This is a genomic window from Herbidospora daliensis (assembly GCF_001570585.1).
In the GTDB taxonomy this organism is placed as follows: Bacteria; Actinomycetota; Actinomycetes; order Streptosporangiales; family Streptosporangiaceae; genus Herbidospora; species Herbidospora daliensis.
This window is the reverse complement of the sequence record NZ_BBXF01000005.1, coordinates 666,194-692,716: the sequence shown is the minus strand read 5'-3', so window position 1 is coordinate 692,716 and position 26,523 is coordinate 666,194. Positions and strand designations below refer to the sequence as shown.

The 26,523-nt window shown below is 70.9% G+C and carries 26 protein-coding genes and 1 pseudogene; 16 read left to right on the top strand and 11 right to left on the bottom strand.

Going from position 1 to position 26,523, the window contains the following annotated elements; translation table 11 throughout:
- Positions 1–7: 7 nt before the first annotated feature.
- Positions 8–1,885 carry a primary-amine oxidase gene (locus AW274_RS26390; RefSeq protein ID WP_232320384.1) on the bottom strand — a complete coding sequence of 626 codons (1,878 nt, stop codon included), beginning with the start codon at positions 1,883–1,885 and terminating at the stop codon, positions 8–10.
- 226 nt (positions 1,886–2,111) lie between these two features.
- On the opposite strand from AW274_RS26390, the gene AW274_RS26385 reads away from it, so the two are divergent.
- Positions 2,112–2,864, top strand: coding sequence for a GntR family transcriptional regulator (locus AW274_RS26385; RefSeq protein WP_062437236.1), 753 nt, complete (start codon positions 2,112–2,114; stop codon positions 2,862–2,864).
- Between the two features lie 5 nt (positions 2,865–2,869).
- Here the strand turns inward: AW274_RS26385 and AW274_RS26380 are convergent, their stop codons facing one another.
- From AW274_RS26380 to AW274_RS26370, 3 genes are all read right to left on the bottom strand, one after another.
- Complete coding sequence (locus AW274_RS26380; protein WP_062437235.1) at positions 2,870–3,703, bottom strand: carbohydrate ABC transporter permease; 834 nt, start codon at positions 3,701–3,703, stop codon at positions 2,870–2,872.
- Positions 3,700–4,578 (bottom strand): carbohydrate ABC transporter permease, encoded by an 879-nt coding sequence (locus tag AW274_RS26375; protein WP_062437234.1) that lies wholly within the window; start codon positions 4,576–4,578, stop codon positions 3,700–3,702. The genes AW274_RS26380 and AW274_RS26375 overlap by 4 nt, the downstream gene beginning before the upstream one ends.
- Positions 4,579–4,639: 61 nt before the next feature.
- Positions 4,640–5,860 (bottom strand): ABC transporter substrate-binding protein, encoded by a 1,221-nt coding sequence (locus AW274_RS26370; RefSeq protein WP_062437233.1) that lies wholly within the window; start codon positions 5,858–5,860, stop codon positions 4,640–4,642.
- A gap of 259 nt (positions 5,861–6,119) precedes the next feature.
- Between AW274_RS26370 and AW274_RS26365 the strand changes: the two genes are divergently transcribed.
- The 3 genes from AW274_RS26365 (at position 6,120) to AW274_RS26355 (ending at position 8,764) form a co-directional block, all read left to right on the top strand.
- Entirely contained in the window at positions 6,120–7,160 is a 1,041-nt protein-coding gene (locus tag AW274_RS26365) for a Gfo/Idh/MocA family protein (RefSeq protein WP_062437232.1), read from the top strand.
- 10 nt (positions 7,161–7,170) lie between these two features.
- A complete protein-coding gene (locus tag AW274_RS26360; protein ID WP_062437231.1) occupies positions 7,171–7,719 on the top strand; it encodes a GNAT family N-acetyltransferase in 549 nt (182 codons plus the stop codon).
- A 187-nt stretch (positions 7,720–7,906) separates the two neighbouring features.
- A complete protein-coding gene (locus AW274_RS26355) occupies positions 7,907–8,764 on the top strand; it encodes a hypothetical protein (protein ID WP_062437230.1) in 858 nt (285 codons plus the stop codon).
- Positions 8,765–8,832: 68 nt separating this feature from the next.
- Here AW274_RS26355 and AW274_RS39560 read toward each other — a convergent pair whose 3' ends face one another.
- Positions 8,833–9,240: an anthrone oxygenase family protein gene (locus AW274_RS39560; protein WP_232320382.1), complete on the bottom strand. Its 408-nt coding sequence runs from the start codon at positions 9,238–9,240 to the stop codon at positions 8,833–8,835.
- 9 nt (positions 9,241–9,249) lie between these two features.
- Here AW274_RS39560 and AW274_RS41520 point away from each other — a divergent pair, with 9 nt between their 5' ends.
- Together AW274_RS41520 and AW274_RS26345 are read left to right on the top strand one after the other, a co-directional pair.
- The gene (locus tag AW274_RS41520; protein WP_198169467.1) at positions 9,250–9,414 is read left to right on the top strand and encodes a hypothetical protein; all 165 of its coding nucleotides are present in this window, start codon (positions 9,250–9,252) and stop codon (positions 9,412–9,414) included.
- Positions 9,415–9,430: 16 nt separating this feature from the next.
- Complete coding sequence (locus AW274_RS26345; protein WP_232320380.1) at positions 9,431–10,264, top strand: aldo/keto reductase; 834 nt, start codon at positions 9,431–9,433, stop codon at positions 10,262–10,264.
- A gap of 10 nt (positions 10,265–10,274) precedes the next feature.
- On the opposite strand, the gene AW274_RS26340 is transcribed toward AW274_RS26345, so the two are convergent.
- The gene (locus tag AW274_RS26340) at positions 10,275–10,979 is read right to left on the bottom strand and encodes a TetR/AcrR family transcriptional regulator (protein ID WP_232320379.1); all 705 of its coding nucleotides are present in this window, start codon (positions 10,977–10,979) and stop codon (positions 10,275–10,277) included.
- An 85-nt stretch (positions 10,980–11,064) separates the two neighbouring features.
- Here AW274_RS26340 and AW274_RS26335 point away from each other — a divergent pair, with 85 nt between their 5' ends.
- The 4 genes from AW274_RS26335 (at position 11,065) to AW274_RS26320 (ending at position 17,045) form a co-directional block, all read left to right on the top strand.
- Positions 11,065–12,003, top strand: coding sequence for an ATP-binding cassette domain-containing protein (locus AW274_RS26335; protein WP_062437229.1), 939 nt, complete (start codon positions 11,065–11,067; stop codon positions 12,001–12,003).
- Positions 12,000–12,788, top strand: coding sequence for an ABC transporter permease (locus AW274_RS26330; protein WP_062437228.1), 789 nt, complete (start codon positions 12,000–12,002; stop codon positions 12,786–12,788). Before AW274_RS26335 ends, AW274_RS26330 begins: the two co-directional genes overlap by 4 nt.
- Positions 12,789–12,941: 153 nt before the next feature.
- The gene (locus AW274_RS26325) at positions 12,942–16,298 is read left to right on the top strand and encodes a glycosyl hydrolase (RefSeq protein WP_083974821.1); all 3,357 of its coding nucleotides are present in this window, start codon (positions 12,942–12,944) and stop codon (positions 16,296–16,298) included.
- Between the two features lie 144 nt (positions 16,299–16,442).
- Positions 16,443–17,045 (top strand): superoxide dismutase family protein, encoded by a 603-nt coding sequence (locus AW274_RS26320; protein WP_062437227.1) that lies wholly within the window; start codon positions 16,443–16,445, stop codon positions 17,043–17,045.
- A gap of 47 nt (positions 17,046–17,092) precedes the next feature.
- On the opposite strand, the pseudogene AW274_RS42185 reads toward AW274_RS26320, so the two are convergent.
- Positions 17,093–17,254: pseudogene (locus AW274_RS42185) on the bottom strand (arsenate reductase/protein-tyrosine-phosphatase family protein); the annotation flags it as partial.
- A gap of 145 nt (positions 17,255–17,399) precedes the next feature.
- Here AW274_RS42185 and AW274_RS26315 point away from each other — a divergent pair.
- Positions 17,400–17,627: a hypothetical protein gene (locus AW274_RS26315; protein ID WP_439648789.1), complete on the top strand. Its 228-nt coding sequence runs from the start codon at positions 17,400–17,402 to the stop codon at positions 17,625–17,627.
- Between the two features lie 44 nt (positions 17,628–17,671).
- Here the strand turns inward: AW274_RS26315 and AW274_RS42720 are convergent, their stop codons facing one another.
- Complete coding sequence (locus tag AW274_RS42720) at positions 17,672–18,457, bottom strand: collagen-like domain-containing protein (RefSeq protein ID WP_269750623.1); 786 nt, start codon at positions 18,455–18,457, stop codon at positions 17,672–17,674.
- Positions 18,458–18,678: 221 nt separating this feature from the next.
- On the opposite strand from AW274_RS42720, the gene AW274_RS26305 reads away from it, so the two are divergent.
- Both AW274_RS26305 and AW274_RS26300 read left to right on the top strand, forming a co-directional pair.
- Positions 18,679–19,317: a helix-turn-helix transcriptional regulator gene (locus AW274_RS26305; protein WP_062437225.1), complete on the top strand. Its 639-nt coding sequence runs from the start codon at positions 18,679–18,681 to the stop codon at positions 19,315–19,317.
- The gene (locus tag AW274_RS26300; protein ID WP_062437224.1) at positions 19,314–20,447 is read left to right on the top strand and encodes an aminotransferase class I/II-fold pyridoxal phosphate-dependent enzyme; all 1,134 of its coding nucleotides are present in this window, start codon (positions 19,314–19,316) and stop codon (positions 20,445–20,447) included. The genes AW274_RS26305 and AW274_RS26300 overlap by 4 nt, the downstream gene beginning before the upstream one ends.
- Here AW274_RS26300 and AW274_RS26295 read toward each other — a convergent pair.
- On the bottom strand, positions 20,431–21,294 hold the full coding sequence (locus AW274_RS26295; protein ID WP_062437987.1) for an NmrA family NAD(P)-binding protein: 864 nt from the start codon (positions 21,292–21,294) through the stop codon (positions 20,431–20,433). The genes AW274_RS26300 and AW274_RS26295 overlap by 17 nt on opposite strands.
- Positions 21,295–21,407: 113 nt before the next feature.
- On the opposite strand from AW274_RS26295, the gene AW274_RS26290 reads away from it, so the two are divergent.
- Positions 21,408–22,355: an AraC family transcriptional regulator gene (locus AW274_RS26290; RefSeq protein ID WP_062437223.1), complete on the top strand. Its 948-nt coding sequence runs from the start codon at positions 21,408–21,410 to the stop codon at positions 22,353–22,355.
- Here the strand turns inward: AW274_RS26290 and AW274_RS26285 are convergent.
- Complete coding sequence (locus AW274_RS26285) at positions 22,345–22,911, bottom strand: hypothetical protein (protein WP_157520740.1); 567 nt, start codon at positions 22,909–22,911, stop codon at positions 22,345–22,347. The two genes, AW274_RS26290 and AW274_RS26285, sit on opposite strands and share 11 nt — an antisense overlap.
- Positions 22,912–22,998: 87 nt before the next feature.
- Positions 22,999–23,541 carry a CGNR zinc finger domain-containing protein gene (locus AW274_RS26280; RefSeq protein WP_063813605.1) on the bottom strand — a complete coding sequence of 181 codons (543 nt, stop codon included), beginning with the start codon at positions 23,539–23,541 and terminating at the stop codon, positions 22,999–23,001.
- A gap of 46 nt (positions 23,542–23,587) precedes the next feature.
- Here AW274_RS26280 and AW274_RS26275 point away from each other — a divergent pair, with 46 nt between their 5' ends.
- Both AW274_RS26275 and AW274_RS26270 read left to right on the top strand, forming a co-directional pair.
- A complete protein-coding gene (locus AW274_RS26275) occupies positions 23,588–25,291 on the top strand; it encodes an aminotransferase class I/II-fold pyridoxal phosphate-dependent enzyme (RefSeq protein WP_198169420.1) in 1,704 nt (567 codons plus the stop codon).
- A 110-nt stretch (positions 25,292–25,401) separates the two neighbouring features.
- A complete protein-coding gene (locus AW274_RS26270) occupies positions 25,402–26,523 on the top strand; it encodes a HupE/UreJ family protein (protein WP_062437220.1) in 1,122 nt (373 codons plus the stop codon).

Here is a 26,523-nt window from a genome sequence, read left to right as displayed (position 1 = left end):
CGATGAGTCACGAATGGCAGTGCGTGGCGCCGCCGGACGCCGGGATGTCCAGCGTCGGGTTGCGGCCGAAGAAGCCCGATGGCTTGAGCTTGAAGCCGGTGGTGTCCACCGGCATGACCGGCCAGTCCTCCAGGCGCGGGAAGTGCGTCATGCCGAAGGTGTGCCAGAGCACGATCGGCGCGCCGTCGACGTCGCGGTCGGCGGCGACCCAGGCGGGCATGCCCGCCCCGCCGGGATGCTGGTTGACCAGGTCGCCGGCCGGATAGAGCTCGGCGGGGTCGTAGGCGGTGACCCACAGGTGGCCGGAGGCGAAGACGGCCCGGCCGTAGAGGTCCGACTCGGGGTCGGCCAGCAGCACCGGCATGCCCTCCGGGTGCAGGACGTAGGCGACGTCCTTGCCCAGGCGGTTCTGGACCTCGGGGTTGCCGACGCGCCAGACCCGGCCGCACCGGCCGTCGGCCAGGCGGGGGGCGTCGCTCTCCCTGCGCAGCCGGGTGACCCGCTGGGTGATGCCGGTGCCGGTCGGGTTCTCCGGGCCGCGCGGCACCGCGACCGCGTCGATCTCCTCGACGTAGTTGGCGGGGCCGTCGACGGCCATCTCCAGGCGGGCGCTGAACAGGTGCTGGTGGTGCGGGGCGCCCAGGCCGGGGGCGACCTCGGTGGCGTAGGCGTAGTCGCCGCCGGGGTTCGGGTGGCCCGAGGTGAACACGACGCCGGTGGCCTTGACCTCCAGCTCGATCGTGCCGTCGAGGTAGAGGTACCAGTAGAAGCCGTAGTCGTAGTTGCCGACCGTGACGAAGAAGGAGATCACCAGGCGGCGGTTGCGGCGCACCTCGCTCGAATCGGTGAAGTGGCTGGTGTGCTTCCAGAGCACCCCGGCGTCCTCTTCGTGGATGCAGATCGCCTGGGGGATCACGCGCGGGTTGCCGGCGTTGTCGGCGACCACGGCGTCGAGGTAGGTGATCTCGCCGAGGCAGTCGCAGCCGAGCTTGAGGGAGTTGGCGAAGTTGCCGAGCAGGTACTCGCCGCCGTCGAAGAAGGTCTGGAACCAGCGCTGGGGGCTCGGGTCGGCGTACGGGACGACCATTTCGGCGATCGAGGCGCGGTCGACGACCTTCCTGTCGTTGATCGACAGGTCGCGCAGGACCAGGCCCTCGCGCGAGTCGAAGCAGACCTGGACCTTCCAGCCGAGCCAGTCGAGCACCTGGTCGTCGTCGATGGTGAAGCTGGGGCCGTGCGGCTGGGTGATCTCGATCGGCTTCAGGCCCTCCCTCGTCGCTCCGACGAAGGACGGAAGGTGGAAGTTGCCGTCCTCCTGCGGCACGTCCAATACGGCACTGTCGAGCACCTCGACGACGGTCTTCGCGATGACGTCCACGTAGGCGACGACGCCGTCGACCGGGTGGGCCCACGGCAGGTCGTGCTCGTCCTTCTGCAGGAAGGTCAGGGTGCGCTGGAGGCGGCGGCCCCGCTCGTCCTCGGTCATCGCCCGGCCCGCCGACAGCGGTTGCACGCGCAGCTTCGACAGGTCGGTCAGGCCGCGCCGGCGCATCGCGGCGAGCCAGCGCTCGTCGGCCTGCACGATGGCCTCGACCATCGCGAACTCCAGCATGACGACCGGCACCTGGCCGTCGACCGCCGGGTCGAGCTCCACCGCCGAGACCAGCGCCGCGTCACCCGGCCGGACCACCACGTCGTGGGAGCGGCCGTCGGCCATGTCGACGAGCATCGCCCGCAGCTCGCGCGCCCCGGCCGGCTTGCGCTTGTCCTGCTCCTTCAGGCCCAGGTACGACACGTGGGTCGTCTCGTTCAGCAGGCCCTCGCGGACGAGGATCTCGCGTGCCGCCGATATCTCCTCGGCGCGGAGTGTGCTGTGTTCCCTCACGATGACTCCTCTCATAACCAGATTAGTACCAAAGTGTGTACCACGCCATACCAATGAAGGCGTGGCGATACCGAATGGCTTGATTCGGGTGACCGTAACGGCAGGAGAGCCTGCCTGTTCATGCCGGTGACTACGTGTTTGTCGGGATATCCGACCGGGCTAAACCAGGACTCATCTGGTCTTCTGTGGTTTGCGTACCGGAGGGTGGTTCCGCGATAATGCGAACGTGAACGCCCCGACGTCGACGTCGATCCACGCCGATCACCCCGAGCCGCTGTGGATCCAGGCGGTGAACCTGATCAAAGAGCAGCTCGGCACCGGCGTGCTGAAGCCGGGAGGCCGGCTGCCCCCCGAGCGCGAGTTGTGCGAGCGCCTCGGCATCAGCCGGGTCACGCTGCGCAAGGCGCTGCGCACCCTGGTCGAAGAGGGCATCCTCAGCCCCTCCCACGGCCGCGGCTGGTACGTCGCGCCGGGCGCCGGAGCGCCCGCCCGCGAGTGGCCCAACAGCCTGGAGTCGTTCACCGAGACCGCCCGCCAGATGGGCCTGACGCCCAGCTCGACCGTGCTGCGCCACGAAGTGGTGCCGGCCAACCTCGACGAGGCCGAGCAACTGTCCATCGCGCCCGGCACCCCGCTGTTCGTGCTCGAACGGGTGCGCCTGCTCAACGGCGTGCCGACCGCGCTCGACCTGACCCAGGTCCCGGCCGAGCTGGTGCCCGGCTTCGCCGAGCTCGACTTCACCGGCGGCTCGCTCTACGAGCAGATCGCCTCCGTCGGCCTCCACCCGGCCCGCGCCAACGCCACCATCGAGGCCCGCGAGTCCGACGACCACCTCGCCGGCCACCTCCAGCTGGAGATCGGCAAGCCGGTGCTGGTGATGCGCCAGCTCGTCTACAGCGCGAGCGACACCCCGCTGTTCGCCTCGATGGTCTGCTACCGGGGCGACCGCTACCGGCTGCGCACCAGCTTCCAGCGCTGACAGGTTCACTTGCCGATGCCCGCGCTCAGGCCCTGGATGAACTGCCGCGAGAACACCACGAACAGCACGATCAGCGGCACCGCGCCCAGCGTGAGCGCGCCCAGCAGCGCCGGGTAGTCGTTCAGGAACTGCCCCACGAACTGCTGCACGCCGAGCGTCACCGTCTGGTTCTCCTTGCTCGGCGCGAGGATCAGCGGGAACCACAGGTCGTTCCAGATCGGCAACATCGTCACCGACGCCACCGCCGCCAGCCCCGGCCGCACCATCGGCAGCGTGATCGTCAGGGTGCGCAGCTCGCCCGCGCCGTCGATGCGCGCGGCCTCCTTGATGGCGCCCGGCACCGCCTTGAAGTACGTCATGAGCAGCGCGATCGCCAGCGGCAGGCTCATCGCCGTGTAGACCAGGATCAGCGCCACCAGCGTGTCCATGAGCTGCCACGAGATCATCGTCTTGATGATCGGCACGGTGCCCAGGCGGATCGGCAACATGATGCCCAGCACGAAGAACCCGCCCACGAGCGGCGCGAACCGCACCTTGTACTCGGTGAGCGCGAAGGCCGCCAGCGTCGCCAGCACCAGCGTGGCGACCGTGGAGCCGACCGTGACGATGAGGCTGTTGCCGTAGTTGGTGACGAACTGCCCGCGCGTGAACACCCGCTCGTAGCCGCCGAGGCTGAAGGTCTCGGCGTTCGGCAGCGCGAACGGCTGGCCGAAGATGCCCTGCGTGGTCTTGAACGAGTTGACCACGATCACCAGGATGGGCGCGACCGCGAGCAGCGCGAAGAAGATCAGCAGCGCGTGCGTCACGAGCGACCCGGCGCGGTCTCGGTTGCTTTTCACAGTTCGTAACTCCTGAGACGGCGGTGCAGCAGCCCGAAGTAGGCGGCGGTGACGACCAGGATGATCAGGAAGATCACGCTGGCCACCGTCGCGCCCAGGTCGAGGTCGGAGAGTTGCCCGCTCGATCCGAAGAACGTGCGGTAGAACAGCGTGCCGAGGATGTCGGTGCTGTAGTTGGGGCCGGGGGCCGAGCCGTTCAGCGCGAAGACCAGGTCGAAGCCGTTGAAGGTCCAGATGTACGTCAGGATCGCGATCAGCCCGAACTGCGGCGCGATCAGCGGGAACTTCACCCGCCAGAACGTCGACCAGGCGCCCGATCCCTCGACCCGGGCGGCCTCCAGCACGTCGTTGGGGACGGCCAGCAGGGCGGCGTACAGAAAGATCATGGGGATGCCGACGTACTGCCAGACCGACATCAGCGAGATGGTCGGCAGCGCGGTGCGCTCGTCGCCGAGCAGGGGGAAGTCGACCAGGCCCCACAGCGGGTTGATGATGAGCCGCCACACGAAGCCGACGATCACCACCGACAACGTGGTCGGGATGAACAACAACGTCCGGTAGAGGCCCGTCGACCGGCGCAGCCTGCCGGAGGTGAGCAGCGCGGCCAGCAGCAGGCCGAGCGGCACCTCCACGAGCAGGTGGATGGCGAAGAACTCCAGGTTGTTGGTCAGCGCGTTCCAGAAACGCTCGCTGGTCGTCGGGTTGGTGAACAGGTAGACGTAGTTCTCCAGGCCGACGAACCTGGCGACGCCCGAGTCGGTGTCGTACAGGCTGTACCAGATGGAGTTCACCAGCGGGAGCGCCGCGAACACCACGTAGACCGCGAGGGCGGGCAGGGTGAACGCGAGGAAGTAGCGGTAGTGGGCCCGGTTCAAGACGTGCCTTTCGGATCGCAGAAGGGTGCCGGGCCCCGAGGGAGGGGGCCCGGCACGGTTCTCACTGCTGCGGCGTGTACCAGCTGGCGAGGCCCTTCTGGAGTTCCTCGGTCGCCTTCTGCGCGCTGAGGTCCTCGTTGAGCATGAGCTGGAGCACCCGCCACACCTCGTCGTCGAACGGGGGAGTGCCGGCGCTGAGCCGGTCGAGGCCGAGGCGCGGGGTGAGCTTGGCGCCGTTCTTCAGGTCGGCGAAGCTCTGGGCCAGTGCGTTGGTGTACGTCACGGGCTGCTTGGCCATCGAGAAGAAGCCGGGCAGCTTGTTGACGTACAACTCCAGGAACTCGGGGGTGGCGGTCCAGGCGAGGAACTCCTCGGCGGCGGCCTTGTTCTTGCTGGCCGCGCTGACGCCGATCGCCATGTCGGGCATCTCCTGGAGGTAGCGCTCGCCCCCGGCGACGTCGGTCGGCGGGCCGAAGACGCCGACGTTGAGCCCGTCGACGGCGACCTGGTTGATGTTCCACGAGCCGTCGGGCAGGATCGCGGCCTTGCCGAGCGTGAACAGCTGCGTCATGTCCGGGTACTTCAGGCTCTCGAAGCCCTTGGGCAGGTAGGGCTTCCACGCGGCGAACGCCTCGAAGGCCTTCTGGAAGTCGGGGTCGGTGACCTTCTTGGTGCCCTTGATGAGGCCCTGCCGGCCCTCCTCGCCCTTCCAGTAGACCGGGCCGATGCTGTAGAGGCCGTTGTAGGCCAGCTGCCACGACTCCGACGAGCCGACCGCGAGCGGCGTGTACTTGCCGTTGTCCTTGATCTTCTTGAGCACCGCCAGGAACTCCTCCTGGGTGGTCGGCACCTGGAGGCCGAGCTCGGCGAAGATGTCCTTGTTGTAGTAGAAGCCGGCCAGCACGGCGGCGGTCGGCAGGCAGTAGCGGCTGCCGGCGTCGTCCGACCACGGGTCGAGCGCGAGCGGCTCGAACGAGTCGAGCATCGGCTTGCCGTCGAGCTTCTCGAAGTAGCCCTTCTTGATCCACGAGCGGTTCACGTCGTAGGGCCGGCAGGTGATGAGGTCGGGGCCGGTGCCGCCGTCGACCTGCGACTGGATGGCCGCGTTGTACTCGTTGGTGTTGGTCGCCGCGAACTTGACGTCGATGTTCGGGTGGGACTTCTCGAAGGCGGGGAGGATCTCGTCCTCCCACATCGCCAGGTCCTCGGTGCGCCAGCTTCCCAGTGTCAGCACGGTCTTCTCGCCGGCGGCGGCCGGGGCGGAACCGCCGCCGGTGGTCACGGGTGTCGCCGACGGCGCGCAGGCCGAGGTCAGGACGGCAGCCGCTGCCGCGACCAACGCAACGGATGCACGTATTGCATGCATGGGGTTGCCTCTCGCTTCGTTGTCATCGCTTGCTCCCCCGGAGGCCAGCGCCTGATGCGGCAGCGTACACAGACGACCTGCGTGGTAACAAGAGGTATTGCTTTGGTTTACGGTGATGCTACCTTTCGAACCACGGCGTGCCCTTTGCCGCCTGGAACCGCGTCCGGAGGACCAGATGATCGGTGTCGGCCTGCTCGGTGCAGGGTTTATCGGTGAGTGTTACGCCGACGCACTCGACGACGTGAAGGGTGCGGAGCTCGTCGCGCACTACTCCCGATCGCCCGAGAGGGCCGCCGCTTTCGCCGCCCGACCGGGACGCAACACGAGACCACACGAGACCATGCAGGCGCTCTGCGAGGACCCGGCCGTGGACCTCGTCGTCGTCGCCCTGCCGAACGAGGTCCACCTGGAGGCGGTCCGGCACGTGGCCGCCGCGGGCAAGGGCGTCGTGTGCACGAAGCCGCTCGCGCGCACCGGCCCGGAGGCCGAGGAGATCCTCAAGGTGGTGACCGAGGCCGGCATCTGGCACGGCTACGCCGAGAGCTCGGTCTTCTCGCCCAACATCGCCAAGGCCCACGAGATCGTCGAGGCGGGCGGCATCGGCGACGTGCTCTGGATGCGCGCCCGCGAGGGCCACTCCGGCCCGCACGCCCCCCACTTCTGGGACGCCGAGACCGCGGGCGGCGGCGCGCTGCTCGACATGGGCTGCCACACGGTCGAGTCGGCCCGGCACTTCTTCGGCAAGGACAACCCGGTCGTCGAGGTCTTCGCCTGGGGCGCGACGCTGGCCCACAAGGACAAGACCACCGGCGAGGACACCGCCATCGCGCTGCTGAAGTTCGCCGGGGGCCAGGTCGCCTCGATCGAGTCGTCGTGGGTGGAGAAGGGCGGCATGCAACTGCGGCACGAGTTCGTCGGCAGCGCCGGCCGCCTGGTCACCGACACCGCCTCGACACCCGTGTGGGGCTTCATCACCCAGCCCGTCGGCTACCTGGTGGAGAAGGCCGACGCGGACACCGGCTGGGTCTACCCGGTGCCGGAGGAGACCCGGGCGTACGGCTTCTCGCAGCAGATGCGGCACTTCGTCGACCGGTTCGCCGCCGGGGAGACGCCGCTGGAGACCTTCGACGACGGCGTGGTGGTCAACCGGATCATCGACGCCTGCTACCTGTCGATGAAGACCGGACGCTGGGAGCCGGTCGAGCACAGGCCCTAAGGTTCGGTGCATGTCCGAAATGCCGTCACGGGTGGAACTGTCCCCCTTCACCGCCGCCGACCAGGACGAGTTCTGCTCCCTGGTGGCGGCGAGCGCCGAGCTCCACCATCCGTGGATGCAGCTGCCCGCGACCCCGGAGGCGTTCCACGCCTGGATGACCCGCTTCGCCGACGGCGCCAACCTCGGCTTCCTGATCAGAGTCAGGGAGACCGGCGCCGCCGTCGGCGTGGTCAACATCAACTCGATCATCCGCGGGCGCTACCAGGGCGCGTCCATCGGCTACGCGGCGTTCGCGCCGTCGGCCGGCCAGGGCTACATGACGGAAGGGCTCGTCCTCACCCTGCGCCACGCCTTCGGGGAACTGCGGCTGCACCGGCTGGAGGCCAACATCCAACCGGGCAACGCGGCGTCGCTGGCGCTGGTCCGGCGGCTCGGCTTCCGGTACGAGGGCCTGTCGCCCGCCTACCTCTACATCGACGGCGCCTGGCGCGACCACGAACGCTGGGCGATCTCCGCGCCGTCTCCCTGGACCCCCCACCCGTCGCTGCCGGCGGCCTAAGCGGCGTTATTTGAAATATCACAATATTTTCCGCCGGGCCGGAATTCGTGCGGCAAAAAAAGTGGCGACGGTAAATTGAAATGGCGTCGACCGCGGCTCACACTCAGGGTCAAGGAGGCCTGACCCCTCATTGTTTGGAGCCGCAATGGACCGAGCCGTAATCGGAATTCACAAGCGCCGGAAATCGATGTTCCGGCGCATCGCGTCCGTCACCGTCGCCATGCTCTCCGTGGCGTTCCTCGCCGTGCCGCCGGCCGCCGCCGTCTCGCTGCCGTCGCCGAAGGAGCTGACGGCCTACCTCGATCTGGAATGCTTCAAGACCAGCTACTACCAGCCGCCGGCCACCGTGCTGCAACTGCGGCACATCAACCCGGTGCTGGCCAACCTGCCGATCGAGACCGTCACGCTCGGCCCGCGCGAGCAGCTCTGCGTCCCGGTCGCCAAGAACAACCAGATCCCGCCGTCGCCGTCGCTCGACTTCATCCGCTACATCGACCTGTCGTGCTACCGGATCTCGGGCGCCACCGTGAACACCGGGTTGGTCCTAAGCCACCTCAACCCGCTGCTCCAGGGCTTCCCGCGCACGCAGATCACCATGACCAGCCCGCAGCACCTCTGCGTGCCGGTGATCAAGAACAACGCGGTCCCGCCGGACGACGTGCTGAAGCTGGTGCGGCACATCGACCTGAAGTGCTACGGCATCACCCCGAACGCGCCGCTGAACACGCAGCTGGGCCTGCGCCAGCTCAACCCCGTGCTGGCGCCGATCATCCCGGCGCACGCCGCCCAGGTCGGCTACGCCCGCCAGTTGTGCGTACCGGTGCAGAAGGCCGGTGACAACATCCCCAGCGACGTCTTCAGCATCATCCGCTGGATCGACCTGGAGAAGTTCGACCTGAACGTCGCCGCCACGCCGCAGGTCGGGCTGCAGCTGCGGCACATCAACCCCGTCCTCGCCCATCTCCCGGCGGAACAGGCCGTGCTGACCGGCGCCAGCCAGCTGGCCCTGCCGGTCGCCAAGAACGGCGCCTTCCCGCCGGGCTGACCTTTTTGACAAAGCGGAGCCCTTTTCCCGCGAAAGGGCTCCGCTGTTTCTTCGACAATTGAATTCACTCACTCGTGCAGCGCCGGGGCGAGTAACAGGAGGAGGAATCCGGCGACGGCCATCGCGGTGCGCACGAGATGGAGGTTCCACCATTCCGCGCGCGCCCGCGCCCAGTCGGCCGGCAGCAGATCGGGATCCCACGAGTCGGCGAGCCGGTTGAGCGCGTCGAGCCGCGTCACCGTGAGCACGATCACCGCGACGACGAGCACCACCGCGCCGGCGCTCAGCCAGAACCCGGTCCCGCCGCGCCCGTATCCCAGCACGCACGCCGCCACCAGCAGCGCCAGGCACGTCAGCGGGTCGGGCCCGTCCACCGCGTCCTGCGGGCCGCGGCGGCCGCCGACGCCGGGCTGGCCGAGGTGCTGGCCGCCACCGAACACCAGCGCCTCGCCGGCGGTCGCGGCCCGGCCGCCCACCTGAAGGAGGTGGGCGCGCTGCGCGACGGCCTGACGGTCGAGCGGGCCGCCGCCCACATCTACGCGCTGACCTCGCCGGAGGTGTTCGAGCACCTGACGGAGGTGGCCGGCTGGACGCCGGAGGAATGCCGTGACTGGCTGTCCCGCGTGCTTTGCGACACCCTCCTGGCCTGACGCCTAGACTGCGCCCGTGATCACGACTCCCACCGTCCGGCTGGCCCACGGCGCCGACATGCCGCGACTCGGCCTGGGCACCTCGCCCATGAACGACGCCCAGACCGAGCGCGCCGTCGCCTCCGCCATCGAGGCCGGCTACCGGCTCATCGACACGGCCGAGGCGTACGGCAACGAGGTCGGCGTCGGCCGGGGCATCAAGGCCGCGGGCGTCGCCCGCGACGAACTGTTCGTCACCACCAAGTTCGACCGCCACTGGCACGGCCGCGACCTGGTCCCGCAGGCCTACGACGCCAGCCTCGACCGTCTCGGCCTCGACTACGCCGACCTGCTGCTCATCCACTGGCCCAACCCGGGCCTCGACCGCTACGTCGCCGCCTACGAGGGCCTCGTCGACCTGCTGCAGGACGGCCGCCTCAGGGCGATCGGCACCTCGAACTTCAAGCCGGCCCACCTCGACCGCGTCATCGGCGAGACCGGCGTGGTGCCCGACGTCAACCAGATCCAGCTCAGCCCCGCGGTCACCCGCGACGAGGCCCGCGCCTACCACCAGGCCCACGGCATCGTGACCGAGTCGTGGTCGCCGCTGGGCGGCCAGGGCGCCGACGTCCTCGGCCAGGAGGTGATCAACTCGATCGCCGAGGAGATCGGGCGGACGCCCGCCCAGGTGATCCTCCGCTGGAACATCGAGCTGGGCCTGGTCACCATCCCGAAGTCGGCCAACCCCGAGCGCCTGCGCGAGAACCTGGCCGTCTTCGACTTCAGCCTCACCCCGGAGCAGATCGCCGACATCGGCGCCCTCGACCAGGGCGAGTCGGCGGCCGTCGACTCCGACGCCTTCGGCCACTGACGCGACGCGGCTACGTCGCGGGCGGGAGGGCCGCCGCGACGCAGTCGAGGACGCGCCGCAGCCCGTGCCGGAACTGGTCGTCGCGGCTGAGATGGGGGCGGCGCGCCTCCGTCACGATCTTGGTGAAGATCGGGTGGTCCCCGCTCTTCACCAATCGGTCGACGTGCGCGTGGCTGCGCGCCATCCACTCGGGCTCGCTGAGCCCGCTGCGGCGCAGCTGCTCGGCCGCGCCGATCTCCTCGCGCACGACGCCCTCGACGTAGCCGTTCAGCAGGGCCACCAGGCCGAGGTTCTCGTCGATGGGCACGTGGGGGTCGAGCACCCCCATCAGCCGCTCGATCAGCACGAGCTGGTTGGGGCCGAGGCCGGGCAGTGAACGCCGCACGCCGCCGATCCACGGGTGCCGCCGCCACATGGCCCGCAGCTCGTCGGCGTAGCGGGTCAGGTCGGCCCGCCAGTCGCCCGACGGCACACCCGCGAGGTCGAGCTCGCCCGTCAGCCGGTCGGCCATGAGTTCGAGCAGGTCGTCGCGGCTCGGGACGTAGCGGTAGAGGGACATCGCGCCCGTGCCGATCTCGGCGGCGACGCGCCGCATGGTGGCGGCCTCCAGCCCCTCGGCGTCGGCGACGCGGATCGCCGCCTCGGTGATCTGGGCGCGGCTGTAGACCGGTTTCGGCCCCCGGGCGGGGCGCTCGGGCAGCGTCCAGATGGTCATGTCGTCCTTCCCGCTGATTGCGTACATCGTACTCGGTGACCGAGCCTGACCCGCAATTGCGTACAACGTACTCAGTGGAGGGGTCATGGAATCGATCGTGGTCGCCGAAGGGCTGCACAAGTCCTTCGGTGACGTCCGGGCGCTGCGCGGACTGGATCTGAACGTCCGGAGGGGAACGGTCTGCGGGGTGCTCGGGCCCAACGGCGCCGGGAAGACGACGGCGGTGCGCGTTCTCGCGACCCTGGCCGCGCCCGACGCCGGGCACGCGAGCGTCGCCGGGCACGACGTCGTCCGCGAGGCCGCCGAGGTGCGGGCCAGGATCGGGCTCGCGGGCCAGTACGCCGCCGTCGACGAGAAGCTCACCGGCCGCGGCAACCTGCGCATGTTCGGGCGGTTGTCCCACCTGCCGCGGCGCGAGGCGCACCGGCGGGCCGACGAGCTGCTCGACCGTTTCGGCCTCGCCGACGCCGCCGACCGGCGGGTGGCCGGCTACTCCGGCGGCATGCGCCGCCGTCTCGACCTGATCGCCAGCCTCGTCCGCCGTCCCGAGGTGCTCTTCCTGGACGAACCCACCACCGGCCTCGACCCGCGCAGCCGGGGCGAGATCTGGCAGGCCGTCCGCGAGCTCGTGGCCGACGGGACCACCGTGCTGCTCACCACGCAGTACCTCGACGAGGCCGACCGCCTGGCCGACGACGTCGCCGTCGTCGACCACGGGCGGGTGATCGCCACCGGCACCCCCGACGAGCTGAAGGCCACGGTCGGCGACCGTCTCGACGTCGTCGTCGAGGACCCCGCCGACCTGCCCCGGGCGGCGGCCGTGCTGACCGGCCTGGCGGGGGCGGAACCCGCGGTCTCGGGCGGCGACCGGGTCAGCGTCGCCCTCCCGGGCGGCCTGCGGCTGGCCGGGGTCGTGCGCGAACTCGACCGGGCCGGGGTCGCCGCGGCCGACGTGCGGTTGCGCCGTCCCACCCTCGACGAGGTGTTCCTGCGCCTCACCGGCCGGACGGAGCCGGTCGCATGATCCGCCTGCGATGGGCGCTCGCCGACGGCGTGACCCTGGTCGGCCGCGAGTTCGCCCGGCTGCGGCACGACCCCGGCGAGATCGTCGCGGCGCTGCTGTTCCCGGCCGTCATGGTGGTGCTGTTCGGCTACGTCTTCGGCAGCGCGATCGGGGTGCCGGGCGGCGGCGACTACCGCGAGTACCTGATGCCCGGCCTGTTCGCGATGGTGACCTTCTCCTCGGTGACGGGGGTGATGACGCGCACGGCCGCCGACGCCTCGCGCGGGGTGATGGACCGGTTCCGCTCGATGCCGATGGCGCGCTCGGCGGTGCCGTTCGGGCAGACCGGCGCCGACCTGCTGATCGGCCTGCCGATGCTGGCCGTCATGGTGGTCGCGGGCCTGCTGGCGGGCTGGCGCCCGCACCTCGGGCCGGTCGCCACGGCCCAGGCGTTCCTGCTGATGGTCGTGTTGCGGTACGCCCTGAGCTGGGTCGGCGTCTACGCGGGCCTGGCGGTCCGCGACGACCGGGTCGCCGACGCGCTGGTGCCGCTGTCCCTGCCGGTCACGATGGTGTCGAACGCGTTCGTGCCGACCGGCGGCATGCCGGGCTGGTTGCGGTTCCTGGCCGACTGGAACCCGGTGAGCGCGCTCACCGCCGCCACGCGGGAGCTGTTCGGCAACCCGGGCGTCCCGGCCGGCGACCTCGCGTGGCCGCTCGCGCATCCGGTGGCCGCCGTGCTGCTCTGGTCGGCCGCGCTGCTGGCCGTCTCCGTTCCGCTGGCGCTGAGAGCGCTCTCGCTCTGACCTGCGCCGGGAGAGATTAACGTCCGGGAAATCAGTCAGAAACATTGACGAGCGGCGTTTCGGGCACTAGTTTCCGCGCAGAGAGCGCTCTCTGCGTAGTGGAGTCAGACCTCACCCCCTCGCACCCGCCAGGTCGTCCCTCACGGAGGAAGAATGGACCAGCCCATCGGGGCTCAGTTACCCGGCACCTCGCCGCCCGGCCGCCTGACCGCGTCGCGGTCGCTCGTGGTCAGCGTCGTGCTGGCGATGATCGCCGCGATGCTCGCGTTCGTGGCCAGCACGCCCGCCGCCCAGGCCGGCACGGTCGGCGCCGGTTCGTACGCCGACACGCTGCCCGCCGGTCGCGCGCTGCCGTCCGGCTGCGGATCGTTGTCGACCAACCCGCGTCTCTACGTCACCGCCAACGCCCCCGCCGGCGCGGTCCCCACCAACGACTGGTGGTCGTCGCTGCTCTGGAAGCGGTTCGACTGCGCCTACAGCGAGCCGCTGCACGCGCACCCGGTCTCCTACGACACCTTCGCCGGCGGCCTCGGCTTCTCCTACAACACCGTCGCCACCATCAGCGGCTCGGCGACCGGCGTGGGGGAGTACCACTACCCGTACGTGCAGGACATCCTGGTCGGCGTCACCGGCCTCAACTCCCCTGACGCCAAGGTCGACGGCTGGACCGACTGGACGGTCTCCCCGTACTGGAGCGACGGCACGCGGACCCTTCGGGCCACCATCGGTCACGGCCTGCCGTTCGCCTACTTCACCAAGACCGGCGGCAACGCCCAGATCACCACCAGCGGCACCCCGACCGTGTGGTCGAACAGCGGCGGCACCATCGGGTTCACCGTCAACGGCAAGGACTACCTCGGCTTCGCGCCCAGCGGCTCCACCTGGACGGTCAGCGGCACCAGCATCTCCTCCACGCTGAACGGCCAGAACTACTTCTCGGTCGCGGTCCTGCCGACCACGCCCTCGACCCCGGCCGCCACCCGCACCAGCCTGGCGAGCACCTACGCGACCTACGCCCACGCGCACGTCACCGGCACCCGGGTGTCCTACTCGTACAACCCCGGCAATTCCAACGTCAGCACGACGTACACCTTCACCACCACGGCCCGTGAGGGCAGCGCGAGCGGCACCGTCATCGCGCTCTACCCGCACCAGTGGAACTACCTGACCGGTTCCACGCCGCTGTCGCAGACCTACGTCTCGGCGCGCGGGCAGATGAAGGTCGTCACCGGCACCTCGTTCAACACCACGATGAAGTTCCAGGGCGTGCTGCCCGAGATCCCGGCGGTCGCCGACAACTCCGGCGGCGACCTGACCACCATCACCAACTACCTGAACGCCGAACTGGGCGACCCCACGGCGGGCCTGGGCGACGACACCTACTGGACCGGCAAGGGCCTCGGACGGGCGGCGCGCATCGCCGAGATCGCCGACCAGCTCAACCTGACCTCGGTCCGCGACTCGGCGCTCAACCGCATCAGGACCCGGCTCACCGACTGGTTCACCGCCAGTTCCGGCAAGACCAGCCGGGTCTTCTACTACAACTCCTCGTGGGGCACCCTGCTGGGCTACCCGGCCTCCTACGGCTCCGACCAGGAGCTCAACGACCACCACTTCCACTACGGCTACTACATCGCCGCCGCGGCGACGCTGGCCAAGTTCGACCCGACGTGGGCCACCAACGCGCAGTACGGCGGCATGGTCGACCTGCTGATCCGGGACGCCAACAACTACGACCGCAACGACACCCGCTTCCCCTACCTGCGTGACTTCGACATCTACGCGGGCCACGACTGGGCGGCCGGGCACGGCGCGTTCGGCTCCGGCAACAACCAGGAGTCGTCGTCGGAGGGCATGAACTTCGCCAACGCCCTGATCCAGTGGGGCCAGGCGACCGGCAACACCGCCGTCCGCGACGCCGGCGTGTTCATCTACGCCACCCAGAGCGCGGCGATCCAGGAGTACTGGTTCGACGTGCGCAACCAGAACTTCCCGTCGACCTTCGGCCACAACACGGTCGGCATGGTCTGGGGCTCCGGCGGCGCCTACGCCACCTGGTTCAGCGCCGAGCCCGAGATGATCCAGGGCATCAACATGCTGCCGATCACCGGCGGGCACTTCTACCTCGGCGAGTGGCCGTCCAACGTGCTGGTCAACTACAACGAGCTGGTCACCAACAACGGCGGCCCGCCGACGGTCTGGCAGGACATCATCCAGGAGTTCCGGGCCCTGGCCGACGGGCCGGCCGCGTTGTCGGCCTTCCAGGCCAACCCGAACTTCACCTCCGAGGAGGGCGAGAGCAAGGCGCACACCTTCCACTGGCTGCGCAACCTCGCCTCGCTGGGTACGGTCGACACGACGGTCACCGCCAACCACCCGCTGGCGAAGGTCTTCGTCAAGAACGGCACCCGGACCTACGTCGCGTCCAACATCACGGGCAGCCCCCTCACGGTGACCTTCTCCAACGGCACGACGCTGACCGCGCCGGCCGGTAAGACCGTCACCTCGGGCCTGTTCACCTGGAGCGGCGGCAACGCCTCCGGCGGCGGCACCTCGTCGCCCAGCCCGTCGCCGTCTCCGTCGCCCTCGCCGAGCCCGTGCGCGACCTCGCTGCTCTCGCAGGGCCGCCCGGCCACCTCGTCGAGCGTCGAGGCCGCCTACTCCGCGAACCTCGCGGTCGACGGCAACGCCGCCACCCGCTGGGCCAGCGCGTTCAGCGACCCGCAGTGGATCCAGGTGGACCTCGGTTCGACGCAGAACATCTCCCGGGTGCAGCTCAGCTGGGAGGCGGCCTACGGGCGGTCGTACCAGATCCAGACCTCGACCAACGGGTCGACCTGGACCAACGTCTACACCACCACGACGGGCGACGGCGGCACCGACAACCTGACCGTCTCCGGGACGGGCCGCTACGTGCGGGTCTACGGCACGGCGCGCGGCACCGCCTGGGGCTACTCCCTCTGGGAGTTCCAGGTGTACGGCGGCGGCTGCCCCACCAGCCCGTCGCCCAGCCCGTCACCCTCGCCCTCGCCGGGCGGCCCGTTCGCGGCCACCCGCTACCCGCAGTCGAACGGCACCCTGCCCGGGACGACGGGGTCGGCCGCCACGGTCACGCTGGCCGCGGCCAACGGCAACCGCGACGGAACGCCGACCAACGCCGCCGTCTACAACGCGACCGGCCTGACCGCGACGTACAGCGGCGCGGCCACCACGTTCGACCTGTTCGTGGACGCCGGGACCAACGTCGGCAACGCCACCCAGGTCAGGGTCTCCTACGACCTGACCGGCAACGGCAGCTGGGACCGGGTGGAGACCTACACCTACTTCGCCACCGACCCGGTCGCGGGGTATGAGCACTACACCCAGGCGGCCGGGGTGAAGACCGCCACCGGCGCGCTCGGCAACCTGGCCAACGGCTCGGTGCGGGTCGAGGTCTGGAGCGCGATCGGCTCCACCACGACCAACGTCGGGATCGGCAACCAGAGCGTCATCGGGCTGCCCTTCGCGTGATCCGGCCCGAGGGCCGTCTCTCCGGGGGGAGAGACGGCCCTCTCGTCGTCGAGGCCGGACCTTTGCCTGCAACACCGGGAAAGCGGACATATCGGTGGGAATCTCTGTCCTCGTCCAGAGAAACGCCACACCGGGAGACCGCTGATGCTGAGTAAGGCCCGTTTGCCGCTGGTTGTCCCGCTGGGTGTCGGCGCCGTCATGATCGGCGTCACCGCGCTGGGCGTGCTGAAACCCGGCCAGAGCGGCGTGCCCGCCGGCGCCGTGATCAAGAACGTGCAGGGCCAGACGGTCGGCTCGCTCCAGATCGAGGACGCCGGCAACGGCAAGTCCAAGGTCACCGTCGCCGTGACGAACCTGCCGGCCGGCTACCACGGCTTCCACGTGCACGCCAAGGGCGTCTGCGACGCCCAGTCGAAGGACCCGGCCACCGGCAGCGCGTTCTTCAGCGCGGGCGGCCACTTCGACCTCGGCTCCCACCCGCACGACCACCACACCGGGGACCTGCCCAACCTGCTGGTCGGCGCCGACGGCACCGGCACCGCCTCGGCGGTGACCGACCGCTTCCAGGTGGCCCAGCTGTTCGACGTCGACGGCAGCTCCATCATGATCCACGCGCTGGCCGACAACCACGCGAACATCCCCGACCGCTACCAGGACGAGACGGGCAAGAAGGGCCCCGACGCCGAGACCCTGAAAGCCGGCGACTCCGGCGGCCGCATCGCCTGCGGCGTCATCGCCAAGGGCTGACCGGGGCTGCGCCGCTCGATGAGGACCACGTCGCGTCGGCGGCGCTCGATCTCGTCCATGACCGCGACGACGGCGGGGTCGACGGTCGCGGCGGACGCCGACCCGGCCGACCGCACCACGACCGCGCCCTTGGCGTGGTGGTCGAGCAGCGCGGCCGCCATCTGCGAACGGCCGGCGTTGTGGACGCAGACGAACAGCACCTCGGGCAGCCGGACGGGGTCGGCGACCGCCTTGAGGACCCTCGCCAGCTCTCGCCGACCTGGAGGCGTCCATCGCCTTCTCTTCGGCACCGAACCGGCCAAGCGCCGCCCCGGTCACGCCAACTACGCCATCGCCGAGCCGTCGCTGAAGCTCGTGCTCCTGGAGGGCGAGCCCGGCCGGGCGACGGTGCTCGACCACCTCGGCGTCGAGGTCGCCTCCGCCTCCGCCCGGCTGGCCGGGGAGGGGCTCGCCACCGCCGACGAGGCCGACACGTCCTGTTGCTACGCGCTCCAGGACAAGGTGTGGGTGCACGGGCCGGGCGAGGTCTACACGGTGAAAGCCGACGCCGCGACTCTGACCAAGGAGAACTGCCGCCAATGAGAAAAGCCCTTCCGGACGACCCGGAAGGGCTTTCACTCATCGGGTCAGACGCAGATGGCGTAGACCTTGAGCGAGGCGCTCTTGTTGTGGTCGAGCGTGACCCGAACCGCCCAGCCGGTGCTGTTGCCGTTGACGTTCGGCTTGCTCATGGACACGTTCTTGACGAAGTCGGAGCCGGAGACGACCTCGTGGCCGCCGCCGACGACCTTCTTGCCCGGGTCGCACCAGGTCACGATGATGTCCGAGCTGCTGTCGACCAGGGACGAGACGCCCGTCTTGATCACCGGCGTGACGCCGCCGGGGGCGCCGTCCTTACCGTCCTTGCCGTCCTTGCCGTCGACGCCGTTGCGGCCGTCGGCGCCCTTGGCTCCGGCCGGGCCCGCGGGGCCGGCGGGGCCGTTCTCGCCCTTCTCGCCCTTGGCTCCGGCCGGGCCGGTCGCGCCCGTCTCACCCTTCGGGCCCTGCGGGCCGGCGGGGCCGGTCTCGCCCTTCGCGCCCTGCGGCCCGGCGGCGCCGGTCTGGCCCTTGGGACCCTGCGGGCCGGTCTGGCCCTTCGGGCCCGTCGCGCCGGTCGCGCCGGTCATGCCCTGGAGGCCCATCGGGCCCTGTGCGCCCTGGCCACCCCAGGTGACCTTCGTCTCGGTCGCGCGGCACTTCGTGGTCGCGTTAACAATGCGCGCGTAGCGGGTCTTCTTGTTGACACAGGCGTAGATGACGGTGTCAGCAGCCGAAGAAGCGGTCGCCATGCCTCCGACGGCGAAAATCGAACCCGCGAGCGCGCCGACGGTCAAAATCCCGATCGTGCGTCCGCCCGGCAACCTGATAGCCACTGCAATTCCTTCCGTGAAAAAACCGTGCCTCTGTTTCTGCAGAGGATCCTGTGGTTGACGGTTAAACCACACGCTCGGTTCACCGCTCGAATATCACGGCTCGATATCGACCGCTACCATTCAGTAGGTGTTCACTTACGAGAAAGTCGGACCATTTGTCAGCCGTCCGATAAAGAAAAGCGACTGGACGGTACGTCCAGCCTGGACATAGAGTCCAGGCCATGGACGACGACTCCCGGGTGCGGACATGGGCCCCGGTCTGCCAGGCCGTGGCCGCGCTGCTCGGCCCCTATGCCGAGGTGGTCCTGCACGATCCCGGCACCGACCGGATCCTGGCGATCTGGAACCCGATGAGCACCCGGAGGCCCGGCGACGCGTCGTTGCTGGGGGAGCTGGACACCCTCGACCCCTCCGCCCCGGACGTATTCGGCCCCTACGAAAAGCTGCTCGCCGACGGCCGCCGGTCGTCGTCTGTCAGCGCGATCGTGCGCGACGCCGACGGCCGCGCCTCGGTGGTGGTGTGCGTCAACCTCGACCGCACGCCCCTGGAACAGGCCGCCGCCGTGTTGTCCGCCTTCGGCGCGCCTGCCGTCGCCCGGCCGGAGCCACTGTTCGAGCACGACTGGAGCGAGCGCGTCCAGCACGTCGTCGGCTCCTACGTACGCGAGTGCGGCCGCCCCGTCGAGCGGCTGACCCGCGCCGACCGCCTCGCCGTGCTGGCCCGGCTGGAGCAGGCCAAGGTGTTCGCCGTGCGCCGCGCCACCCCGGTCGTCGCCGCCGCGCTGCGCGTCTCCCGATCCACCCTCTACGGCCTGCTGGCCGAGCTCAGAGCACCGAACCCGAAGGACCACGCACGATGACCCGGCTGCCCGACTTCCGGCTTGAGACCTACTTCTCCCGGTGGGAGTTCACCGCACGGCACCACCTCACCGCCTCCGACGCCCAGAGCATGTCGCTGCGCGACCTGCTGGCGCTGGCCGACGACGGCGACCGGGCCGCGTTCGAGAACCTGTCCCTCGGCTACACCACCACCCACGGCGACCCGGCCCTGCGCGAGGCCGTCGCCCAGACCTACGACCGGGTCGACGCCGCCGACGTGCTCTGCTTCGCGGGCGCAGAAGAGGCCCTCTACCTGGCGATGAACGTGCTGCTCGACGCCGGCGACCACGCGGTGGTGGTGACCCCCAACTACCAGGCGGCCGAGACCGTCCCGCTGGCGCTCTGCGAGGTCACCGGCGTGGCCCTCGACCCCGACGACGACTGGGCGCTCGACCTCGACCGGATCAGGGCGGCGATCAGGCCGAACACCCGGGTCGTGTCGGTGAACTTCCCCAACAACCCCACCGGCAAGGTCGTCGGCGCGGCCGACTTCGCCGAACTGGCCCGGATCTGCGACGAGCACGGCGTCCACCTGTTCAGCGACGAGGTCTACCGGGGGCTCGAACGCGACCCCGCCCGCACCCTGCCGCAGGCCGCCGACCTGTCGGAGCGGGCCCTGTCGCTGAACGTGACCTCGAAGGCGCTGGGCCTGCCGGGCCTGCGGATCGGCTGGCTGGCCTGCCGCGACCGCGACCTGCTGGCGCGGCTGGAGCGGGCCAAGCACTACACGACGATCTGCAACTCCGCGCCCAGCGAGGTGCTGGCCCGGATCGCGCTCAAGGCCCGCGACACGATCCTGGCCCGAAACCGGGCCCTGATCGCCCGCAACGTGCCCGTCTTCGACACGTTCTTCGCCGGGTTCCCCGATCTCTTCGAATGGCGCGCGCCCGACGGCGGCTGCGTCGCCTACCCCCGCTACCTCGGCCCCGACGGCGTCGAGGAGTTCTGCGCCCGCCTGGTGGCGGAGGCCGGCGTCCTGCTGCTGCCCGCGAGCATCTACCGGTCGGAGCTCACCCCCACCCCCGCCGACCGGTTCCGCGTCGGCGTCGGCCGCGCCGCGCCGGAAGAGGGCCTCGCGGCCTTCGGTGACTGGCTCAGGCGAGGGATTTGACCAGCTCGCGCATCGTCTCGGCGAGCTCGGTCGGGCAGGTGACGGTCCGGTCGCCGCAGGTCCGGTAGAGGCCGAGCCGCTCGGCGTCGTAGAGCTCGGCCAGTTCCGCCGCGATCCGCGGCGGGAGACCGGCGTCCACCATCGCCCCGGCCCAGCCCTCGCGGGGCACGGTGACGACCTGGAGCGGGCGGCCGAGCGCGGCCGACAACTCCTCGGCGACCTCGCGCTCGGTGTAACGGTGACCGTCGAGGTCGACGACCTCGCTGCCCGGGGCGGGGGAGAGGAGCGCGTTGGCGGCCACCACGCCGATGTCGCGGGTGGCGATCATCGTGGTCGGCACGTCGGCCGACTCGGCGAACACCGGGTAGACGCCCTGGAGCACCGCGCCGAGCAGCATCTCGGCCTTCTCCTGGAAGTGCCACGACCGGATGGCCGTCACCCGCGTGCCGGTCGCCCGCAACCCGTTCTCCAGGTGGTGCAGCCACCGGATCGGCCCGGTGCCCTCGGCCAGCTCGGCCCCGATCGACGACAGCAGCACGACGTGCGGCACGCCGCTGTCGGCGACCGCCCCCGCGATGGTGTCGGCCAGCGCGCGGTGGAAGGCGTCGGGGTCGGCCGGGCTCAGGTCGGTCGGCAGCAGCACGAACGCGCCCGCGCACCCGCGCAGCGCCTCGGCCAGCGCCGCCCGGTCGCCCAGGTCGGCCACCGCCACCTCCGCGCCCTCGGCCGACCAGCCGGCGCCCTTCGCGGCGTCGCGGACCACCGCGCGCACCGCCTCTCCCCTGGACAGCAGCTCACGCGCCGCCGCTCCGCCGACGTGGCCGGTCACTCCGGTGATCGCGTACATCGTGGTACCTCCGTTGCGGTTCTTTTTCGGGTACGCCAAGTACATCCGGGCCCGGTGAGACGATCCATGTTCCACGCACTCGATTCCATGTCTGAACGTCTACGCTGGAGTCCATGGACCCCCTCGCCGACCTCCTCGACGGCGTCCGCGCGCGCAGCGCGGCCTTCTGCCGGGCGATCCTCGAACCGCCGTGGGCGCTGCGCATCGCCGACGAGGCCCGGCTCGCCCTGGCCACCACGCTGCGCGGCCACGCGTGGATCGTCCCCGACGCCGGGGAGCCGATGTTGCTGGCCGCCGGCGACGTCGCCATCGTCAAGGGCCCGAACCACTACACCGTCGGCGACGATCCGGCCACCCCGCCCGACATCGTCGTCCTCCCCGGCAACCGGCTGACCACCCTCGACGGCACCGACGTCACCGACCAGCTGCGCCTCGGCCCGCGCACCAGCGGCCGCTCCGCCGAGGGCTCGGCGGTCGTGGCCAGCGGCACCTACCAGGTCAGCGGCGAGGTCAGCGACCGCCTGCTGAACGCCCTCCCGGAGATCGTGCTGGTGCCGAGGTCGAGCACCCCGTCACCGGTCATGGACCTGCTCGCCCACGAGGTCGACAACGAGGGCCCCGGGCAGGGCGTCGTCCTCGACCGGCTGCTCGACCTGGCGCTCATCGCGACGCTGCGCGCCTGGTTCGCCCGCCCCGAAGCCCGCGCCCCCGGCTGGTACGCCGCCCAGAGCGACCCCCTGATCGGCCCGGCCCTGCGGCTCATCCACGACGACCCGGCCCACCCGTGGACGGTGGCCTCCATGGCCGAGAAGGTCGGCGCGTCGAGGGCCGCCTTCGCCCGCCGGTTCGCCGTCCTGGTGGGGGAGCCGCCGCTGACATACCTGACGGGCTGGCGCATCGCCCTGGCGGCCGACCTGCTGCGCTCCTCCGACACGACGATCGACGCGGTCGCCCGCCGCGTCGGCTACGCCAACGCCTTCGCGCTGAGCGTCGCGTTCAAACGCGTCCGCGGCGTCTCACCGAGCGGCCACCGGGCCGGTGTGCCGCTGGTCAGCAGTTGAGCGAGGCCGTGGTCTGCGGCCGGCCCGAGCCGGGGTGGAGCGCGACGGGGAAGGCCCGCCCGTCGCCCACCCGGATCTCCAGCGTGTCTGGCCCCGTCCACCTGACCGAGTCGAACCCGTCACCGGGGACGTCGTCGTTGAAGCAGCCGAGTTCCCACTCCCGGCTGAGCAGCCCGTCGTCCCTGCGGAGGCTGAGCCACATCACCGCGTCCGGCCCGAGCCCCGCCATCGTCTGCTGAACGCGGATCCGGTACGGGTCCGGCCCGTCGACGAAGCCGTCCTCTCCGATGGAGGAGAAGGCGAGGGCGAGCACCGCCACGAGCAGCGTGGCGGCCGTGGCCAGCCCGGCGAAGGCCATCAGGAGATCGCGTGCCCACGCCGGCCGCAGTCCGGCGGCGGCGAGCGTCGCCAGGAAGAAGGCCAGCGCGCTGAACGCGAACGGGCGGTCCAGGTGCTCCCGCCAGAGCACCAGGTCGAGGGCGTCGGTGAACGCCAGGGCCGCAAGAGCGGCCGCGCAGAGCGAGGCGGCCGACAACACGCGTGAACGACTGGACATCGGGGATCCCATCGGTGAGGCGCCGTCAAGATCATGACGGTGCCGCCGTGCCGCGGCCAGGCCATGCACGGGATCTCGACGAAACCCCTACGAACTCCTCCGTTGGCGGAAGGCCCTGACCTTGGCGCGGTTGCCGCATTCCGACATGCCGCACCACTGCCGGTTCTCCGCCCGTGAGGTGTCGACGTACAAGCGGGTGCACTCGGTGTTGGCGCAGCGCTTGACGCGGCCGGGGACCGGGGCGGCCAGCAGGTCGAGCAGGTCGGCGGCGAGGGTGGCCAGGAGTTCGTCGGGGGTGCCCGACCGGCGGGTGCTGCCGTCGGGCCGCAGGGTGGGGACGAGCTTCGGGCGTCTGGCGTGGTCGTTCAGGAGGGTCACGTCGGCCTGCTCCGGGCGGCGTCCGTCGAGGCGGGCCGAGGCGGTGCGGTAGACGGCCTCCCGCAGGTCGATCGCGGTGGCGAGGTCGGATTCGCCGAACGGGGGCACGACGTCGAGCAGCCCGGCGGCCTCGACCCATCGCGACAGGTCGGCGGGGGAGAGCAGCTGCTCCTCCGGTGTGTCGGCGTGCCGCCACTTGCGGGTGCCGGCGAAGTCGAGGGAGCGGCGGCCGCTCACGAAGACGAACCCCATGTAACCATCTTGACAGGTTACGGACCCGGCGTGCAATCGTGTAACCATGCAGGACGGTTACACGCAAGTGGCGATCACCGGTGACGACTTCCTCTTCTTCGCCGGTCGTGCGGTCGAGGGGATGAGCACGATCCTCGGCGAGCTCGGCGACGAACTGGCCAACACCCGGCCCGGCCTGCCCGCCGCCAACACCCCGTTCGCGCTGCTCACGCACTGTCTCGGCGTGATGGAGTACTGGGGCGGCCACCTCGTCGCCGGCCGCCCCGTGCGGCGCGAGCGGGAGGCGGAGTTCCACGCGAGCGGCCCGGTCGCCCCCCTTCAGGCCAGGGCCGCCCGCGCGCTGGAGACGCTCCGCGACGACGTGCGGGCCTCCCGGCCGGGGGCGTCCCTGCACGCGGAGCCCGACCCCGGCGCGCTCGGCCCGCGCCGCGAACTCACCCGCGACTCCGCCCTCCAGCACCTCTACGAGGAACTGGCCCAGCACCACGGCCAGATGGAGATCATGCGCGACTGCCTGCTCGCGGCGCGCCGCCCGGCCGATCCGGTCGAGGCGCCGATCGAGTGGTTGCGGGCGAAGCAGGGCGTCAAGTGGCACCGCCCCGGGCCCTCGCTGCTGCCCGCCTGGGTGGCCGACATGGACTTCCCGCTCGCGCCCGTGATCGCCGACGCCATCGGGGCCGCCCTCGGCCGGGGCGACCTCGGCTACCCCGACTGGGACGGCCACCCGCTGGCCGGGGCGTTCGCCGACCGTATGGACCGGCGGCACGGCTGGCGGCCCGACCCGGGTCACGTCCGGGGCGTCACCGACCTCATCCAGAGCCTTCAGCTGACCCTGACGCTGCTCACCGAGCCCGGCGACGGCGTGGTGGCCTTCACGCCCAGCTATCCGCCGTTCCTGCGCACGCTGGAGTCGATGCGCCGCCCGCTCGTCGCGGCCCCGCTGGAACCCGGTCCCGGCGGGGGCTGGACCTGGGACCACGACCTGCTGGAGCAGCGGGTACGCGCCCAGCGCGCCCGGATCCTGCTGCTGGTCAACCCCCACAACCCCACCGGCAAGGTGTTCACCGCCGCCGAACTGCGGCGCGTCGCCGACCTGGCCGAACGCCACGACCTGACCGTGATCAGCGACGAGATCCACGCCGACCTCGTGCACGCCCCGCACCGCCACCACCCGTTCGCCGCCCTCGACGCGGCCACGGCCGCCCGCACGGTGACGGTGACGTCGGCGTCCAAGGCCTTCAACATCGCGGGGCTGCGCACCGCGCTCGCCCACGTCGGCCCGGCCGCGCTGCGCACCGCCTGGGACGCCCAGCCGCCCGACCTCTACGGCGCCACCAACGTGCTCGGCGTGGCGGCCACCCGCGCGGCCTGGGCGCACGGCGACCCGTGGCTGGCCGCCGTCACCGCTCACCTGACCCGGCAGCGCGACCACCTCGCCGAACGCGTCGCCGCCCTGCCGGGCGTGGACCTGCTCGTCCCGGAGGCCGGCTACCTGGCCTGGCTCGACTGCCGCGACGCCGGGCTCGGCGAGGAGGCCGCCGACTGGTTCCGCCGCAACGCGGGCGTCGAGCTCAGCGCCGGGAGCGAGTTCGGCTCCGGCGCGGTGGGCGTCGTCGCCGGGTCGCGGGCCCGGCTGAACTTCGCCACCACCCGGGAGGTCCTCGACCTGATCCTCGACCGGATGGCGGCCTCCCTGGGCAAGGGAAACGGATTCCGACCCCCAGAAGCCCATCTTTCGGCCAGCGGATGACCATGAGCGGAAGGGTCGGTGAATTGGGGCGGCGGAGGTTGCCGGGGCTGAAGCGGCCGCAGCAGTGTTGGGAAACGACCGCCATCCCCCCATGACGGAAGTGCCCCCTCGTGCGTCTGCTCGCCCTCTTCGCCGCCCTCGTCGTCACGTTCCTCACCGCGACGCCGGCGCAGGCGCACGTCCGTGCCACCTCGGTCGCCGTCGACCTGCGGGGGCACGGCGACGAGGTCGCGGCCGTCGTCGACGTCGAGTACGACGTCCTGGGCCGGCTGCTGAGCCTCGACGGCGTGGTCAGCCCCGACGCCGACGGCGGCGTCGCCGAGGTGCCCGCCGGGGTGCGGCGCGACTCGCTCGACGCGCACGCGGCCGAGGCGGCCGCCTACATCGGCGGGGCCGTGCGGCTGAGCCGCGGCTCGATCGGGTGCGCCGCCCAGGAGGGCGGCCGGGTCGAGCTCACCGACTCCGGCGCGGTGCGGGTCGCGCTCGCCTACGCGTGCCCGGCGTCCGGCGCGCTGACCGTGCGCAGCGACGTCTTCGGCAGCACCGAGGGCCTGGTCGACGACGTCCGCACGACCGTCGCCTACGACGTCGACGGGATCCGGGGATCGGCTCTGCTCGACGTGGCCCGCACCAGCGTCACCGTGGGGCACGCCGACCCGATCGGGGAGATCCCGGGCTTCGTCCTGCTCGGCGCCGAGCACCTGTTCTTCGGGCTCGACCACGTGCTGTTCCTGCTGGCCCTGCTGCTGGGCGCGAAGCGGCTGCGCGACGTCGTCGAGGTCGCCACCGCCTTCACCGTCGCCCACTCGGTGACCCTCGTGCTGGCCGCGATCGGCTGGGTCAGCGTGCCCGGCTGGATCGTCGAGCCGCTCGTCGCCCTGTCGATCGCCTTCGTCGCCCTCGACAACCTGCTCTCGCCCCGGACCGGCCGCCGCCTGCCCGTCGTCTTCGCCTTCGGCCTGCTGCACGGGCTCGGCTTCGCCGGTTCGCTCAGCGTCGACGGGCCCGCGTCGCTCTCGATGCTGGTCAACCTGGTCTCCTTCAACGTCGGCATCGAGCTCGCCCAGCTGGCGATCATCGCACTCGCCTTCCCGGCGTTGCTGTTCCTGCGCAGGGCCGCGACCGGGCCGGTCGCCGCGCGCGCTCTCATGCTCGGCACCGCCGGGGCGGCTGTCGCCGTCGCGGGTGCCGGTCTCATCTGGTTCGTCGAGCGTTCCCCGCTCCTCACCTGA